The 17,559-nt window shown below is 61.7% G+C and carries 8 protein-coding genes and 2 pseudogenes; 6 read left to right on the top strand and 4 right to left on the bottom strand.

The genetic code is table 11. From position 1 onward, the window contains the following. Positions 1–235 precede the first annotated feature (235 nt). Positions 236–491: pseudogene (locus CKW15_RS15285) on the bottom strand (lysozyme inhibitor LprI family protein). Between the two features lie 238 nt (positions 492–729). On the opposite strand from CKW15_RS15285, the gene CKW15_RS15280 reads away from it, so the two are divergent. Beyond that, on the top strand, positions 730–1,218 hold the full coding sequence (locus CKW15_RS15280; protein ID WP_095059056.1) for an SRPBCC family protein: 489 nt from the start codon (positions 730–732) through the stop codon (positions 1,216–1,218). A gap of 321 nt (positions 1,219–1,539) precedes the next feature. On the opposite strand, the gene inhA is transcribed toward CKW15_RS15280, so the two are convergent. Then, a complete protein-coding gene (gene inhA, locus CKW15_RS15275) occupies positions 1,540–2,226 on the bottom strand; it encodes an isonitrile hydratase (RefSeq protein WP_095059057.1) in 687 nt (228 codons plus the stop codon). Positions 2,227–2,314: 88 nt separating this feature from the next. On the opposite strand from inhA, the gene CKW15_RS15270 reads away from it, so the two are divergent. Then, complete coding sequence (locus tag CKW15_RS15270; RefSeq protein WP_095059058.1) at positions 2,315–3,322, top strand: GlxA family transcriptional regulator; 1,008 nt, start codon at positions 2,315–2,317, stop codon at positions 3,320–3,322. Here the strand turns inward: CKW15_RS15270 and CKW15_RS15265 are convergent. Further along, positions 3,298–3,687: a hypothetical protein gene (locus CKW15_RS15265; protein ID WP_095059059.1), complete on the bottom strand. Its 390-nt coding sequence runs from the start codon at positions 3,685–3,687 to the stop codon at positions 3,298–3,300. The genes CKW15_RS15270 and CKW15_RS15265 overlap by 25 nt on opposite strands. 445 nt (positions 3,688–4,132) lie before the next feature. Beyond that, positions 4,133–4,743: pseudogene (locus CKW15_RS15260) on the bottom strand (trehalase-like domain-containing protein); the annotation flags it as partial. Positions 4,744–4,989: 246 nt separating this feature from the next. Between CKW15_RS15260 and CKW15_RS15255 the strand changes: the two are divergent. From CKW15_RS15255 to CKW15_RS15240, 4 genes are all read left to right on the top strand, one after another. Beyond that, entirely contained in the window at positions 4,990–6,162 is a 1,173-nt protein-coding gene (locus tag CKW15_RS15255) for an MFS transporter (RefSeq protein WP_095059060.1), read from the top strand. A gap of 84 nt (positions 6,163–6,246) precedes the next feature. Continuing rightward, complete coding sequence (locus CKW15_RS15250) at positions 6,247–6,981, top strand: thioesterase II family protein (RefSeq protein ID WP_095059061.1); 735 nt, start codon at positions 6,247–6,249, stop codon at positions 6,979–6,981. A 228-nt stretch (positions 6,982–7,209) separates the two neighbouring features. Then, complete coding sequence (locus CKW15_RS15245) at positions 7,210–16,446, top strand: non-ribosomal peptide synthetase (protein ID WP_095152357.1); 9,237 nt, start codon at positions 7,210–7,212, stop codon at positions 16,444–16,446. Between the two features lie 53 nt (positions 16,447–16,499). Beyond that, positions 16,500–17,558: a TauD/TfdA family dioxygenase gene (locus tag CKW15_RS15240; RefSeq protein ID WP_095059063.1), complete on the top strand. Its 1,059-nt coding sequence runs from the start codon at positions 16,500–16,502 to the stop codon at positions 17,556–17,558. The last annotated feature ends 1 nt before the right edge of the window (position 17,559 follow it).

The following is a 17,559-nucleotide window of genomic DNA, read 5'->3' as shown; positions in this document are numbered from 1 at the left end:
TCCCATCCCGAACTCAGCAGTGAAACGATGCATCGCCGATGGTAGTGTGGGGTTTCCCCATGTGAGAGTAGGTCATCGTCAAGATTAAATTCCGAAACCCCAATTGCGAAAGCAGTTGGGGTTTTGTTTTGTCCGCAGGAAAGTTCGTACAGCAATGACGGACAGGTCCCCGCTGTCATCGTCTACCTACGTAGTGCCGCCCGCGCCAATCGCGAGCAAGCTCAGCCTCAAATGACTAAACCCCCGGTACCGGGCAACTCATATCACCCTCCTGACACTTCAAGTACTGCTTGAACGTCTGAACCCGCGACTGGGTCCTTCTGACTGTCCGGGTTGCTTTTGAGCCGTGAAGTGATCTGCTGATACAGCGCGTTCAGCTCCTTGTCGGCCGCCGCATGCTGTTGCGCCGCGCACTGACTCATCGTCGACGGGTCACTGGCGTTTCCGCAATCCACGGCGAAAACGGGGGAGGTCAGCAACAGCGGTACCATTGCCAGTAGAAAGCGTGAGGAACATGGGGGATGCTCGCGGTTATCAGGGGAAATTGCGGTGCAGTGTAGCGAAGGGGCATTCGCTTGCTCTGCCAGCAGACTCCGACTCTTCCAGAACTTATGCCCGAAAATGCAGCCGAATATTTCGAACAGAATTGATCGCGTATCCTGATTAGTACAACTTCAGGGTTGGTCTTATGGTCTTACTGACCTACTGTTCAAGTACAGGAGGTGACTTATGAACCCAGCATCTGATCGCATCGAAAGGAAAATCCTGCTCAAGGCCAAGCGTTCGCAGGTCTGGCGCGTGGTGGCCAATGCCGAAGTGTTCGGGCAGTGGTTCGGCGTGGCGCTGGAGGGCAAGCGTTTTGTCGCCGGTGAGTGGACGCAGGGGCAGATTACTTACCCCGGTTATGAGCATTTGCGCTGGAACGTTCTGGTAGAGCGGGTTGAGCCTGAGCGGTTGTTTTCGTTTCGCTGGCACCCGTATGCCGTTAATCCGGAAGTGGATTACACCCAGGAGCCCACTACGCTGGTGAAGTTCGAGCTTGAAGACATGGATGACGGCACCTTGCTCAAAGTGTCCGAGTCCGGTTTCGATCACATTCCCCAGGCTCGACGGGAAAAGGCCTTCCGCATGGACAGTCGCGGTTGGGAGGAGCAGATGAACAACATAGAACAATTTCTGACCGACAGTGCCAAGGCCCGCCAGCAGGAGGACGGTTGATCCAGTTATCCGCTACAGGTCGGGAAAATCAAGGCGTCCAGGCTTGATGCCTGAGGTATCTAAGGGTTTTCGGAAAGTGCTTTATAGCGAATGTCTTACACGCGGTGGTAGTGATGTCGCCTGTTGCCCATTGGATCCGATGCGTAATCTGGCCTCACCCACTGAAGCACAGGAAGTGCTCAGGATCATGGATGATCGACCATAGGCAAGGAATGCCGCGACAAGGAGTCGTCATGGTCTTGGAAAAACCCGCTTCGGCGGGTTTTTTTGTGGGCGGTGAAAAGTCATGACTGCGGGCATTTGCATCCCGCAGCCATTTTTTCACTGACGGTCGAGCTTTGCCGCTGCGCGCTGAGTAATCTCGGCGCGCAATTTCAACGAGCCCGCAGCACGTTGGCGCGCTTCTTCAAGGACGCTGGTCGACGCTGTTTTGGGGCTGCCCGCCGCAAATGGCGGTGCCGGGGCGTATTCCAGTTGCAACTGCACCAGCTCGGCGGTGGCCTGGTCGAACAGCTCTGCGGCCAGGGTCAGGGCAAAGTCGATACCGGCCGTGATGCCGCCACCGGTCAGCAGGTTGCCGTCGCGAACGACACGATCTTGCACGGGGATGGCCCCTAAGGGCGCCAGCAGTTCGTGGTACGCCCAGTGAGTGGTGGCGCGTTTGCCCTTGAGCAAGCCTGCCGCACCGAGCACTAGCGAGCCGGTGCACACCGAGGTGACGTAACGCGCGTTAGCAGCTTGGGTCTTGATAAAGGCCAGGGTTTCGTCGTCCTCCATCAAAGGGCCGACGCCACTACCACCGGGGACGCAAATCACATCGAGGGCCGGGCATTCGTCGAACGTAGTGGTCGGTTTCAGCAGCAGGCCGGTGCTGGCGCTGATGGGCATCAGGTCCTTCCAGATCAGATGCACCTTCACATCCGGTAGTGAGGCCAGTACATCGTAGGGGCCGGTCAGGTCCAGTTGTTGAACCTGTGGAAACAACAGAAAACCGATCTGCAACGTCATGGCGCTTTTCTCGTGAAGTGGGTAGACGGTTTGACTGTAGGCTCGTAGTCTTTGGCGCATACGCCAATCTCCCCACGAATTACGCCAAATGCCGAAAACCATTCACGTACTTGCCTTCGCCAACGTGCAATTGCTCGACGTCACCGGGCCGTTGCAGGTATTTGCTTCGGCCAATGACATTGCCCGCCAGCAAGGATTGCCGTCGCCCTATGCGCCGTCGGTGATCGCCAGTGGCGGCGGGGCAGTCATGTCATCGGCAGGGCTGGCATTGCTGGCTGAACCGTTACCGGAGCAAGGCAGCGACACCTTGGTCATTGCCGGAGGCTGGGGCGTTTATGCGGCGGCGGAGGATGCTTCGCTGGTAGCGTGGGTACGCGAGCATGCGCGGGATTGCCGACGGGTTTCTTCGGTGTGCACGGGGGCGTTCCTGCTGGCGGCCAGCGGCTGGCTCGATGGTCGGCGCGTCGTGACGCACTGGACCCGTTGTGAGCAACTGGCGCAGCAGCACCCGCAATTGCAAGTCGAACCCAACCCGATATTCATCAACGACGGCCCGGTCTGGACCTCGGCCGGCGTCACGGCGGGCATAGATCTGGCGTTGGCCATGGTGGAAGAGGACCTCGGGCGGAGCATGGCCTTGGAAGTCGCCCGGCAACTGGTGGTGTTTCTCAAGCGTCCGGGTGGTCAGTCGCAATTCAGCGTGACCCTGTCCTTGCAAAAAGAAGGCAACCGGTTCGATGAGCTTCATGCCTGGATCAGCGAGAACCTCACCAAGGACCTCGGCATCCCGACACTGGCCCTTCAGGCCTGCATGAGCGAACGCAGCTTCGTCCGGCATTACCGCGCCGACACCGGCCAGACCCCGGCAAGGGCCATCGAACTGATTCGGGTCGAGACCGCTCGACGTTTGCTCGGCGACACCGGCGTGCCGATCAAACGGGTCGCGGTGCAATGCGGCTTCGGCAGCGAAGAAACCCTGCGCCGCAGTTTCCTGCGGGCCTTGGGCGTGACGCCACAGGCCTATCGCGAGCGATTTTCTGTTAGCGCCCCAGGTCCGGAGCCCGGTCCTCGTCAGGCTTCTGTTTCCGCCAGCTGATTGAAGTACTTCGTCCGATCCGGTGTAAACGTCACCACCATTGCGGTCCGTGAGCAGGTCAGCGCGCGTTCTTCGCTGAGATCAACGTCCAGATCCTCCCCACGCAAACCCTGCCATTGGGCGAGGTATTTGAGGGAGCCGTACTTTTCGAGTTTCTTCAGGCTACGGCTAACCCCGCCTTTCCAGCCCAGCACCGGCAGTTCGCCGTCGAGGCATTGCTTTGCAAGGTCAGGGAAGCGGGCGGCGCGCTGGCGGCCAACTTCCCAGCATTTGATCAGGCCCTTGTCGTGGGCTTCCCAGAGTGCTTCGCGGTTCAGACCGGTTCGAAGGGGAGTGTCGATGCTGCGATGAATGCGTTGGGTCATTCTGGTTCCTTGAATTCCGGGGGTGTTGGACAGCTCCGCTGTACCCGTTGGATCTGGATGTTAGGTGGGGATTTAATGGCTGGCAACAGGGTATTGCGACGAGTTTGCGGTGGTTTTGTTTAAGGGACGTAGGACGCCGATTGAGCAAAATTTGTGGCGAGGTAGCTTGCTCCCGCTGGGTTGCGAAGCGACCCAAAAGCCTGACAGTGCGATCTGTCAGATATATAGCCATTGCAGGGTTTACGACTGCTGCGCAGCCGAGCGGGAGCAAGCTCCCTCGCCACAAGAGTTCACTTGTTTATGAGGGTGATCTCACGGCTGCCAAAAACTCTTTTCCCCACTCAATTTCCGATCCAGAAAACACGCCGCATTGTTCATCCCAGAAATTGTCCCAGATGTCGGCGCGGCGTAGATAGCCTGGCGAGGCTGGTCCTAGCGGGCGAACGGCGCCGCCGTGGCCGGAGAGATGCGGGAGTTCTATCTCCGGCAGTTCCTGGCGGCCGTCGATGGCATACAGGATATTGAGCTTCTTCGGCTTGCCCAGGCGCATGAAGGCGTAGACGGTGAACGAGGCGTCGCGGATCCAGGTGAAGCGATAATCCCAGTTGCGTTCACCCCCTGGCGTTTCCGGCAGGCCGAAGGTCGCGGCGGCGAGAATGGCCCCGTGTTTGCGTGAGGTCAGCAGCTTCATGGCCAGGCCCGACCGCTGACCAGGCAAATCCGTCGCATCAGCAGTGGCGTGTCGTCCTCGGTATCGCCAATCGGCAGCAGATCGGTAACCTCGACCACTGCGCGGTCACTGAGCCAGCGGGTTTGCAGCACGTTGGTGTCGGGCAGGTAGATTTGTTCGCGACGGGCGTCGGGCAAGTCCGGCGACAATTGGAAAATGCCCGCGTCGGGGCTGTCCAGCAGCGAGCAGAAGATCGACGGGCTGTCGAATTCCGGCCAGCAGAAAAAGTCCACGCTACCCTTGTCATTGATCAGCGCCGCACTGCGCATGTCCCCGATGATACCGTGGGCGTCGATGGGGCTTTGGCGTTCGGGGTGATCAGCCATTGTCGCGAAACTCCGGCAACCAGGGGCCTATGTAGCTGACTGGTCCGGGGCTATGAGAGTTCATTTGGCGAGGGAGGTGAGTTGTCTGTTCTGGCCCCATCGTGAGCAAGCTCGCTCCTACAGTGGAATGCACTCCCTGTGGGAGCTTGCCCGCGATAGGGCCTTCACATTCAACCAACAAATTGCTGCTTTCCCGCCGGTCAGCCGTTATGGCAATTTGCAGACCCCTGATTAGATATGTACCCCATGGCCAACCCCTACCGTGAACTCTTCAAAGCCCCTGGCAGTGGCGCATTCGTACTGGCGGGCATGATCGCGCGCATGCCGATCTCGATGACCGGCATCGGCCTGATCACCATGCTCTCGCAGTTGCACGGGGGCTACGGACTGGCGGGTGCGGTGGCGGCGACTTTTGCGTTGGCCACGGCGTTTTGTGCGCCGCAGGTGTCGCGGCTGGTGGATCGATATGGCCAGGGGCGTATTCTGCCGGTGTCGGCACTGCTCGGTGGCGGGGCGCTGTTGCTGCTGTTGCTGTGCACGCGGTTGCAGGCACCCAACTGGACGCTGTTTGTCTTCGCCGCGTTGGCCGGGTGTATGCCGAGCATGTCGGCGATGGTGCGGGCGCGCTGGACCGAGGTGTATCGCGGCCGCCCGGAGCTGCAAACGGCCTACGCCCTGGAGTCGGTGCTGGATGAAGTCTGCTTCATCGTCGGGCCGCCGTTGTCCGTGGGTCTGTGCGTGGTGGCGTTCCCCGAAGCGGGGCCATTGGCCGCATTACTGGCGCTGGCCATCGGGGTGACGGCGTTCGTCTTGCAACGCAGCACGGAACCGCCGGTGCACCCCCACGAAGAACATCATCAAGGCTCGATCATTCGTTCCCGCGACATTCAACTGCTGATGCTGTTGATGGTGGCCATGGGCATCATCGTCGGCGTGGTGGACGTGGTCAGCGTGGCTTTCGCGCAGCAGCAGGGCCAACCTGCGGCGGCGAGCATCGTGCTTTCGGTGTATGCAATCGGCTCGTGCCTGGCGGGATTGGCGTTCGGTGCGTTGCGTTCCAAGTTGCCGCTGCCGCGCCTGTTTCTGTACGGCGGGGTGGCGACGGCGGTGACGACGTTGCCGTTGTTGTTGGCGGTGAACATCCTCGGCTTGTCCCTGGCGGTGTTTGTCGCCGGCTTGTTTTTTGCGCCGACGCTGATTGTAGCGATGGCGTTGATCGAACAAATCGTGCCGCCGGCCAAACTCACCGAGGGCCTGACCTGGCTGGTCACCGGGCTGAGCATCGGCGTGGCGATTGGCGCCGCCGGTTCGGGGTGGCTGGTGGATGCGTTCGGCGCGCGAAGCGGGTTCTGGCTGGCGATTGCGGCGGGGGCGGTGGTGCTGGGTTCCGCCATTTCGAGCTATCGCCATCTGAAATGATGTTTCCATGGAAAATGTCTGTACGACTAATTCCCGGCATACCTCATCCGTTCACCAATCAGACAACTTTCGAGGAAGAGCCCGGTGACCCAGCTGACATTGCTGTGCCTGCCCTATTCAGGCGCGAGTGCCATGGTCTACAGCCGTTGGCGGCGCAAGCTGCCGGAGTGGATCAAGCTGCAACCGGTGGAACTGCCGGGGCGGGGCGCGCGGTATGGCGAGCCCTTGCACACCGACATGCGGCGCCTGGCGCTGCAACTGGCCCATGAAATCAAAGCCACGCTCAAGGCGCCATACGCACTGTTCGGTCACAGCATGGGCGCGTTGCTCGCCTGCGAAATGGCCCATGCGTTTCGCTCGCTGGGCTGCCCGGAGCCGGTCGCGCTGTTCGCGTCCGGCACCGCCGCGCCGTCCCTGCGCGCCGACTACGACCGGCAATATGCCGAGCCGAAAACCGATGCTGAACTGATCGAGCAACTGCGCACCCTCAACGGCACCAGCGAAGAGATCCTGGCCAACGAAGAACTGATGAGCCTGACCTTGCCGGTGCTGCGTGCGGACTTCCTGTTGTGCGGGCGATTCGAGCCGGTGCAGCGGCCCTTGCTCAAGTGTCCTGTGCATGTGCTCGGCGGCAAAAACGATCGCGCCACCACCGAGCAGTTGATCGGCTGGAGCCAGGAAACCCGCGGCAGCTTTTCCGTGGACATGCTGGCCGGTGGGCACTTCTTCATTCATGAACATGAAGCCAAGGTGCTGCGGGTGATCAAGGATCAGCTCGAAGTGCATCATCGGCGGTACTCCATGGCTGCGAGCGCCTGATGATCGATTAATCCCGTTGTAGGAGCTGGCTTGCCAGCGAAGGCGGTCTTGCAGGTGGCACCATTTCTCCTGTCATGACCCTGTCGCTGGCAAGCCAGCTCCTACAAGAGCGGTGCGATTTACTCCCCTTCTGACACCTATTTCATTCGCTAATTTTTCCGGTCTGCATTCGTTTGATAAGGACGACGTGCCTTTGTGCTTCCCGCCACTGATCCGGATGCCTTGAAAATGAATGCTGAAGACTCCTTGAAACTTGCTCGCCGGTTTATCGGGTTGCCCCTGGAAAAGCGCCAGATGTTCCTCGCGGCATTGGCCAGGGAAGGCGTGGAGTTCGCCCGCTTTCCGATTCCATCCGGCGTCGATGCCGAGGATCGTCAGGCACTGTCTTACGCCCAGCAACGCATGTGGTTTCTCTGGCAACTGGACCCCCACAGCGGCGCCTACAACCTGCCGGGGGCGGTGCGGTTGACCGGGCGTCTGAACCTGTCGGCGCTGGAGCAGGCATTCGCCAGCCTGGTGGCTCGTCACGAAACCCTGCGCACGGTGTTTGCCCGCGATGCCGATGACAGCTTGCGGCAAGCCCCGAGCGCTGAGCCGCTGCGAATCGAGCACGTGGACTTCAGTGCACTGCCCGCCGCTGACCGTGAACGCGCCGTGGCTGAAAGCGCAGAGCAACAATCGGTATTGCCGTTCTATCTCGCAGTCGGCCCCCTGCTGCGGGTGACCTTGCTCAAGCTCGCCGAGCAGGAACATGTCCTGCTGCTGACCCTGCACCACATCGTCTCCGATGGCTGGTCGATGAACGTGCTGATCGACGAATTCATCGGCTGCTATGACGCGTTCGATGCAGGCACGCAACCGCAACTCGCGCCGCTGCCGATCCAGTACAGCGACTACGCCCTGTGGCAGCGTCGCTGGCTGGAGGCGGGCGAGCAGGCGCGGCAACTGGCCTACTGGCAGGCGCAGTTGGGCGATGAGCATCCGGTGCTGGAATTGCCACTGGATCACTCGCGTCCGGCGATGCCGAGTTATCGCGGCACCCGCTTCGAATTCGCGGTCGACGCACAACTGGCCGAACACCTGCGCTCTACCGCGCAGAAACACAACGTCACCCTGTTCATGCTCTTGCTCGGCGCGTTCAACGCGCTGCTGCATCGCTACACCGGGCAAACAGACCTGCGCGTCGGCGTCCCCATCGCCAACCGCAACCGGGCGGAAATCGAAGGGCTGATCGGTTTTTTCGTCAACACCCAAGTGCTGCGTACGCAACTGGACGGCCAGACGCGGGTCGACGACTTGCTGCGCGCCATCAAGGAAACCGCCCTCGGTGCCCAGGCCCATCAGGACTTGCCGTTCGAACGTCTGGTCGAGGCATTGAAACTGGAGCGCAGCCTCAGCCACACGCCGCTGTTCCAGGTGATGTACAACCATCAGCCGCACGTTGCGGACATGGCTTCGGTGAGCACCGCTTCCGGTCTTGAACTGAGTAGCGTCGACTGGCAAAGCCGCACCACCCAGTTCGACCTGACCCTCGACACCTGGGAGAAGGGCGGCAAGCTGCATGCGGCGCTAACCTACGCCAGCGACCTGTTCGAGGCCGACACCATCGCACGCATGGCCGGGCACTGGACGCGTCTGTTGCAGGCGATGGTCGACGACTCGACGCAAAAAATCGGCGAGTTGCCGATGCTGACGGCGGATGAACAGCAAGTGCTGGTGCATGACTGGAACCGCACCGCCGAGGTTTATCCTGTCGAGCAGTGCATGCATCAGTTGATCCAGGCCCAGGCCCGGCGCACACCCGAGGCGCCAGCCTTGGTGTTCGGTGAGCGTCAGCTCAGTTACGCGCAACTCGATGCACGCAGCAATCAACTCGCCCATTGCCTGCGCGAGCACGGTGTCGGTCCGGATGTGTTGGTGGGGATTTGCGTTGAGCGCTCGCTGGAAATGGTCATCGGCCTGCTGGCGATTCTCAAGGCCGGTGGCGCCTATGTACCGCTCGACCCGGAGTACCCGGCCGAACGCCTGACCTACATGATCGAAGACAGCGCGATTGGCTTGCTGCTCAGCCAAAGCGCATTGCTCGCCGCGTTGCCGACCGAGGGCGTCAAGGTCATTGCCCTCGACCAGCAAGGGGACTGGCTCGACGGCTACAGCGAAACCTGCCCGCAGGTTGAGGTGCACCCGCTGAACCTGGCCTATGTGATTTACACCTCCGGCTCCACGGGCAAACCCAAGGGCGCCGGTAACAGTCACGCAGCGCTGGTCAACCGTTTGTGCTGGATGCAGCAGGCGTACGGGATCGATGACAGCGACTCGGTGTTGCAGAAAACTCCGTTCAGTTTTGACGTCTCGGTGTGGGAGTTTTTCTGGCCATTGATGACGGGCGCACGTCTGGTGGTGGCACCGCCGGGTGCGCATCGGGAACCGGCGCGGTTGATCCGGATCATCAAGGATTACGGCATCAGCACTTTGCATTTTGTGCCGTCGATGTTGCAGGCGTTTATCCATGAGCCGGGTGTCGAGACGTGCTCAAGTCTCAAGCGTATTGCCTGCAGTGGCGAAGCGTTGCCGCTCGACGCACAGTTGCAGGTGTTCGCCAAACTGCCGGGCGCCGGGCTGTACAACCTGTATGGCCCGACCGAGGCCGCCATCGACGTGACCCATTGGACCTGCATCGACGAAGGCGCCGACAGCGTACCCATCGGCCGTCCCATCGCCAACCTGCGCACCCATGTGCTGGACGCGCAGTTGCTACCGGTCCCGGCGGGCGTGGCGGGGGAGTTGTACCTCGGCGGCGCCGGGCTGGCGCGCAGTTATCACCGGCGCCCGGCGCTCACTGCCGAGCGTTTCGTGCCGTGCCCGTTCCATGACGGCGCACGGTTGTACCGCACCGGCGACCGCGTGCGCCAGCGTGCCGACGGCGTAATCGAATACCTCGGTCGCCTCGACCATCAGGTCAAACTGCGAGGCCTGCGTATTGAGCTTGGCGAAATCGAAACCCGCCTGATGCAGCATCCGCTGGTGCGCGAAGCGGTGGTGCTGGTGCAGGGCGGCAAGCATCTGGTGGCGTACCTGGTGCTGGAAAACGCCGACGTCGATGCGCAATGGCCGCCAACCCTCAAGGCCTGGCTATTGAGCTCTTTGCCGGAATACATGGTGCCGACTTACCTGATGCCGCTGGACGCCTTGCCGGTGACCGCCAACGGCAAGCTCGACCGCAAGGCCTTGCCGCTACCGGAAGCCGCGCCGCAGCAAGCCTTCGTCGCACCGCAGGATCCGATGCAAACCGCGCTGGCGCAGATCTGGCAGGACGTGCTCGGGCTGGAGCGTGTCGGTCTTGAGGACAACTTCTTTGAGTTGGGCGGTGATTCGATCATCTCTATCCAGGTGGTCAGCCGTGCCCGTCAGGCCGGAATTCGCCTGAGTCCGCGTGATCTGTTCCAGTACCAGACGGTGCGCAGCCTGGCATTGATCGCGCTATTCGACAGCCACAGCGCTGTCGATCAAGGCCCGGTCAGCGGTGAGGTGATTCTGACCCCGGCGCAGCGTTACTTTTTCGATCAGGCCATCGCCCAGCGTCAGCACTGGAATCAGTCGCTGTTGTTGACGCCGCGAGAGGCGTTGAACCCTCAAGCGCTGGAAGCGGCACTGGTCAAGGTCATCAATCACCATGACGCCTTGCGTCTGCGCTTTATCGAAAGTGCTGACGACTGGAGCCAGCGTCATGCATCACCGGTCGAGTCTTCAGGATTGTGGCAGCGTCGTGCGTTGTCGACCGAAGAACTGACCGGGCTCTGCAATGACGCGCAACGCAGCCTCGATCTGGCAGACGGACCGCTGTTGCGCACTCTGCTGGTCGACCTCGACGATGGCAGCCAACGCCTGTTGCTGGCGATCCATCACCTGGCGGTGGATGGCGTGTCGTGGCGGGTGTTGCTCGAAGACTTGCAGCAGGCCTATCGGCAAGTGGCGTTGCCCGCGAAAACCAGCGCCTATCAAACCTGGGCCGCGCACCTGCAACAGCACGTCCAAACACTCAGTGAGCAGTTGCCGTACTGGCAGGCGCAACTGGCTGACGCGCGCGACTTGCCGTGCGACAACCCGCAGGGCAGTTTGCAGCATCGCCACGGGCACAAGATCGAATCGAAACTCGACGCAGGCTTGACCCAACGTTTGCTGCAACAAGCTCCGGCGGCTTATCGCACCCAGGTCAACGACCTGTTGCTCACCGCGTTGGCGCGGGTCATCTGTCGCTGGAGCGGGCACGACTCGACGTTGATCCAGCTCGAAGGCCATGGCCGCGAAGACCTGTTCGACGGCCTCGACCTGACGCGTACCGTCGGCTGGTTCACCAGTTTGTTCCCCGTGCGCCTGCAACCCGAGGCTGAGACTTGTGATGCAATCAAGGCGATCAAGGAGCAACTGCGCGCCGTACCGGCCAAGGGTTTGGGTTATGGGCTGCTGCGCTATCTCGGTGAACCGGCCCAGATCGAAGTCTTGAAAGGCTTATCGGCGCCAAGGATCACCTTCAATTACCTCGGGCAGTTCGACCGTCAGTTCGATGACGAGGCGCTGTTCGTCCCGGCCTCGGAGAGCGGTGGCCAGGCCCAGGGCGACGACGCGCCGCTGACCAACTGGCTGACACTGGAAGGCCAGGTCTATGGCGGACAACTCACGCTGCAATGGGGTTTCAGCCGCGACATGTTCGCCGACAGCACGGTGCAGCAACTGGCCGATGCCTATGCCGAAGAACTCAAGTCGTTGATCGAGCATTGCTGCGCGACAACGGCGGGCCAGGTCACGCCTTCGGACTTCCCGCTGGCGCAAATCACTCAGGCGCAACTGGACGCTTTGCCCGTCGCCGCGCCCGCCATCGAGGACGTTTACCCACTGACGCCGATGCAGCAGGGCATGCTGTTCCACACCCTGTACGAACCTCAGGCCGAGGCCTACATCAATCAATTGCGCCTGGATATTCAGGGCCTTGAAATCGCGGCGTTCGGCCGGGCGTGGCAGGCGGCGATCAATCGCCACGACATCCTGCGCAGCAGCTTCCACTGGCTGGGGCTTGAGTGCGCGCATCAGGTGATTCATCGCCAGATCGACCTGCAACTGCAAGTGATCGAAGCAGACGATATCGACCTCGATGCTTTGGCAACTGAAGCGCGCAGCCGTGGTTTCGAACTGAGCAGCGCGCCGTTGTTTCGCTTGATGCTGGTGCGTCGGGGCCGCGAAGACTGGCACCTGATCTACACCTGTCATCACATCCTCATGGACGGCTGGAGCAACGCGCAATTGCTCGGCGAAGTCATCCAGCACTATGCCGGCCAGACGTTGGCCAAGCCGTTGGGACAATACCGCGACTACCTCGGCTGGATTGCGCAACAACCGCTGCCGGCCGCCGAGCAGTTCTGGAAACAGGCACTGGCGCCGCTGGAAACCCAGACGCTGTTGGCGCAAGCCTTGCCGGCGCCGGTCGAAGGGCGAGGTATGGGCGAGCATCAACTGACTGTTGAAAGTGCCGCGCTGCAACGCCTGAGTGATTTCGCCCGCCAGCAGAAAATCACCCTCAACACCTTGCTTCAAGGTGCATGGGCGCTTCTGTTGCAGCGCTACACCGGCCAGTCTTGCGTGGCCTTCGGCGCGACGATTGCCGGGCGTTCCGCGTCGTTGCCGGGCATCGAGCAGCAGTTGGGATTGTTCATCAACACCTTGCCGATCATTGCCCATCCGTCAGCGTCGCAATCGGTGGGCGATTGGCTCAATCAACTGCAAACCCTGAACCTGAGCCTGCGTGAGTTCGAACACGTGCCGCTCTACGATATTCAGGGCTGGGCCGGGCAGCAGGGGGCGCTGTTCGACAGTCTGCTGGTGTTCGAAAACTTCCCGGTGGCCGAAGTCCTCAAGCAAGGCGCGCCAGCGGGCCTGACCTTCGGCGCGCTGCACCATCACGAAATCACCAGTTACCCGCTGACCCTCGGTATTGAAGTCGGCACCGCGTTGCGTCTGGATTTCAGTTTCGACCGCAGCCGGTTCAGCGCCGCGCAGATCAGCCAGTTGGGCGCGAGTCTGTTGCAGGTGCTGGCGCAGTTCGTAGCCCAACCACAGCAGGCACTCGGTGCTGTCAGCCTGCTGGATGCTCAGGCCCAAGACCGAGTACTGCGTAACTCGCGTCCACCGGCAGCGCGACTGGACAGCCCGTTGCTGGTCCATCAGCGTTTCGAGCAGCAAGCGACATGCACACCCGATTCGCTGGCGGTGGTAGCGGGTGACGAACGCCTGACGTACGCCCAACTCAATGCGCAAGCCAACCAACTCGCCCATCGCCTGCGCGCCCACGGTGTCGGGCCGGGGCAGCGGGTCGGCCTGTCGGTACGGCGCAATGCGCGGATGATCGTCAGCCTGATGGCGATCCTCAAGTCCGGCGCCGGGTATGTGCCGCTGGACCCGGATTACCCGGGCGAGCGCCTGGCCTACATGATCGAAGACAGCGGCATCGACCTGCTGCTGGCGCAATCGGGCCTGCTCGCCGATGTACTGCTGCCGCAAGGTTTGCCGCGCCTGACGCTGGACTTGAGCGAAGACGCCGGGTACTCCACCGACAACCCGGACAACCTTGCCAGCGCCGAAGACCTCGCGTACCTGATCTACACCTCCGGCTCCACCGGACGCCCGAAAGGTGTGTGCCTGGCCCATGCCGCACTGCGCGAGTTCTGTGTGATTGCGGCGGATTATTCAGGCCTGACCCCTGAAGACCGCGTGCTGCAATTCGCCACGTTCAGCTTCGACGGCTTCGTCGAGCAGTGCTATCCACCGCTGTGTGTGGGCGCGGCGTTGGTGATGCGCGGCGATGAACTGTGGGACACCGACATGCTTTATCACCAGATCATTGAGCATGACGTGACGGTGGCGGACTTGCCGGCGGCGTATTGGTTCTTGCTGTCCCGGGAGTGGGCCGCTCAGCCTCGGCGCGACAAGGGGCGTTTGCGTCAGGTCCATGTCGGCGGCGAAGCCATGTCCCTAGAAGGCTTGAAATTGTGGCACGCCGCAGGATTGAGCGATGTGCGTTTGCTCAACACCTACGGGCCGACCGAAGCGACCGTGGTTTCCAGCATCCACGAATGCACCCTGGCCGATACCCGCAACCCCATCGGCGTGCCCATCGGTAAAGCGCTGCCGGGCCGTGCGTTGTATGTGATCGACACAGAGGGTCATCTGCTGCCGAGCGGTTGCGTCGGCGAGTTGTGCATTGGCGGTGATGCGGGACTCGCCCAGCGCTATCACCAGCGCCCGGACTTGAGTGCCGAGCGCTTCATCGCCGATCCGTTTTCCACCACACCGGGGGCGCGGCTGTACCGCAGCGGCGACCTCGCACGCTATCGCGAAGACGGCGCGCTGGAGTATCTGGGGCGCATCGACCATCAGGTGAAAATCCGTGGCTTCCGGGTCGAGTTGGGTGAGCTCGAAGCGCACCTGCAAGGCTTGCCGATGATCAGCGAAGCGGCGGTGCTGGTGCACGAAGCCGTGGGTGGCAAGCAGTTGATCGGCTACGTGGTGCCGGCCAATGCCGAACTGCTGAGCACAGATTCGCGTCAACTCACCGACACCGTTCGCCGCGCCTTGGGTGAGCGTCTGCCGGATTACATGCTGCCCGCGCAATTGGTCCTGATGGCCGCGCTGCCGCTCAATCGCAACGGCAAGCTCGACCGTGCGGCGCTACCGGCGCCGGACGTCTGGGAAGCGGCCACAGGCACCGCGCCGCAGGGTGAGCTGGAAAACCAGCTGGCGCAGATCTGGCAACAGGTGCTGCAGATCCCACGGGTCGATCGCGAAAACAGCTTCTTCGAACTGGGCGGGCATTCGTTGCTGGCCACGCAGATCGTCTCGCAGATACGTCAGCGCCTCGGCCTGTCGGTGAGCCTGCGTAGCCTGTTCGAACACCCGCGCCTTGAGGATTTCGCCGCGCAGGTGCAAACCCTGCAACGCATCTGCGAGCGCCCGGCGCTGGTGGCGGACACTGGCGGCGAGCGGCAGCCGTTGTCCTTTGCTCAGCAGCGCTTGTGGTTCCTGTGGAACCTGGAACCGGACAGTTCGATGTACAACATGCCCGGTGCGTTGCGCCTGCGCGGTGAACTGAAACTTGAAGCCTTGCGCCAGACCTTCGACATTCTGGTGCAGCGTCATGCCGTGCTGCGCACCACTTTCTACGAGGAGGACGGCCAGGCTTGGCAGCGCGTGCAGGGGCAATTGCCGTTGAGTTTTGATGCCATCGACCTGCGGCATTTGCCATCGCCGGATAATGAGGCCCAGCAGTTGGCCCGCGAAGACGTCGCCCGGCCATTCGATCTGCGCCACGGTCCGCTGCTGCGAGTCCGCGTGCAGCGGGTCGCGGATCAGGAACACGTGCTGCTGTTGACCGTGCACCACATCGTTGCCGATGACTGGTCGTTCCGCATCCTGATCAACGAGTTCGTGACGCTGTACCCGAGCCTCAACCGTGGCGAAACGCCTCAACTTCCAGCCCACAGCGTGCAATACGCCGACTTCGCCAAATGGCAGCGTCAGTGGCTGGAGCAGGGCGGGGAACTGCAACGCCAGCTCGATTACTGGCAGCAGCGGCTCGGTGAGCCACTGCCCGTGCTGGAGCTCCCGGCTGACGGCGATCAACGCACGGCCGCGGAAGGCGCCAATGCGCATTTCACCTTCAGCGCAGAACTGAGCCAGCAACTGCGCGACTTCGCCCAACAGCACGATCTGTCGCTGTTCATGCTGCTGTTGGCCGGTTTCACCCTGGTGTTGCGCCAGCGCACCGAGGTCAATCGCGTGCGCATCGGCACCGATATCGCCAACCGAAATCAAGCCGAGCTTGAAGAAATGGTCGGCTTCTTCGTTAACCAATTAGTTCTGCAAATTGACGTGGAGGTCGAGCAGTCGGCCAGGCAGTTGCTGGACGCGTGCCGTCGCGCGGTGCTGGAGGCTTCGGACCATCAAGACCTGCCGTTCGAGCGACTGGTGGAAGCCTTGCGCTTGCCGCGTCGGGCCGGACGCTCGCCGCTGTTCGACATCAAGCTGATTTACCAGGAAGGCGTCGGTCGCCTGCCGTCGATGCAAGGCTTGCAGGTCGAGGACTTTGCGTCGGGGCGTCAAGCCGCCGAGATCGGCATGGTCGCCGCGTTCTACAACGACGCCGAGCACGTTCACCTGAGTTTCGAGACACCGGCCGGCCAGTACTTGCCGAGCACGCTGGAATGTCTGTTCGAGCAGATTCAGGCCGTGCTGCAAGCGCTGTTGCGCGTCGACGAGTTGAGCGTGGGCCAATTGCTGGAGGTGGCCACGGACGTGCAGCGCCGCGCCGAAACGCGCCTGAGTGAACAACGCAAGGCCTTGCTCGGCGGCGCCATGGCGATCAAGCGACGCTCGGCGAACCGCGGCGCGCCGACCGCGCAATCGGCGGCGGACTGATTCAGTCGACGGTGCTCAACCTGCACCGTCGTCAACATTTTCTGGAGGGGTTTATGAGCGTTTCAACGACCAGGTCCATTGCCAAATTGGGTCGTGGTGCCCGCAAGAGCCTGTCCACCGATCCGACGCAACTGGTGAGTTTCGCGCCGATGTTCGAGGGCGTCAGCATGCCGCTGGTGTGCCGTCCGGCCGTACCTGGCGTGAGTCTCGTGGAATGGGCGATCCAGAATCGCGCCCTGATCGAAACCCGCTTGCTGGAACACGCGGTGATTTTGTTCCGCGGCTTCCAGGTCGCCGACATCGCCGAGTTCAACCGTTGCGTCGATGCGATTTCCGGTGGCGCGCTGGAGTACCTGTTCCGCGCCTCGCCACGAACCCAGATCACCGGTCAGTTCAAGATCTACAGCTCCACCGATTACCCGGCGCCGGAGAAAATCTTCCCGCACAACGAGCACTCGTATTCGCCGGTGTTCCCGCGTCATCTGTACTTCTACTGCGACACCCCGTCGACCACCGGCGGTGAAACGCCGTTCGGTGATACCCGTCAGATTTTGGCGCGGATCGACCCGGCAGTGCGCGAGGAATTCCAGCGCAAACGCATCCAGTACGTGCGCAACTATGGCGACGGCATGGGCCTGCCGTGGCAGACCGTGTTCCAGAGCGAGGACCGCGCAGACGTCGAAGCCTACTGCGCGAAGATCGGTATCCAGGCCGAATGGAAGTCCGGCAATCGCCTGCGCACCCGGCAAAACGGCCCGGCCATCGTGCGCCACCCGCTGACCGGCGAACGCATCTGGTTCAACCACGGCACCTTCTTTAACGCGCTGACCCTGCCCGACAGCATCCGCGACAACCTGCTGCGCGAGTTCGGCCCGCAGGACTTGCCACAGAACACCTTTTTCGGTGACGGCACGCCGATTCCCGAGGACGTGATCCGTCACCTGCAAGGCATCTACCGCGACGTGATGGTCGAGTTCGCCTGGGAGAAGGGCGACGTGGTCCTGCTCGACAACATCCTCAGCGTGCATGCGCGCAACGAATTCACCGGCTACAGAAAAATCCTCACGGCCATGGCCATCGCGCAGAAAAGCGCCGACCTGGATCAGGAATAAG

This window comes from Pseudomonas sp. Irchel s3b5 (genome assembly GCF_900187435.1).
GTDB lineage: Bacteria > Pseudomonadota > Gammaproteobacteria > Pseudomonadales > Pseudomonadaceae > Aquipseudomonas.
This window is presented reverse-complemented; position numbering and strand designations above follow the sequence as displayed.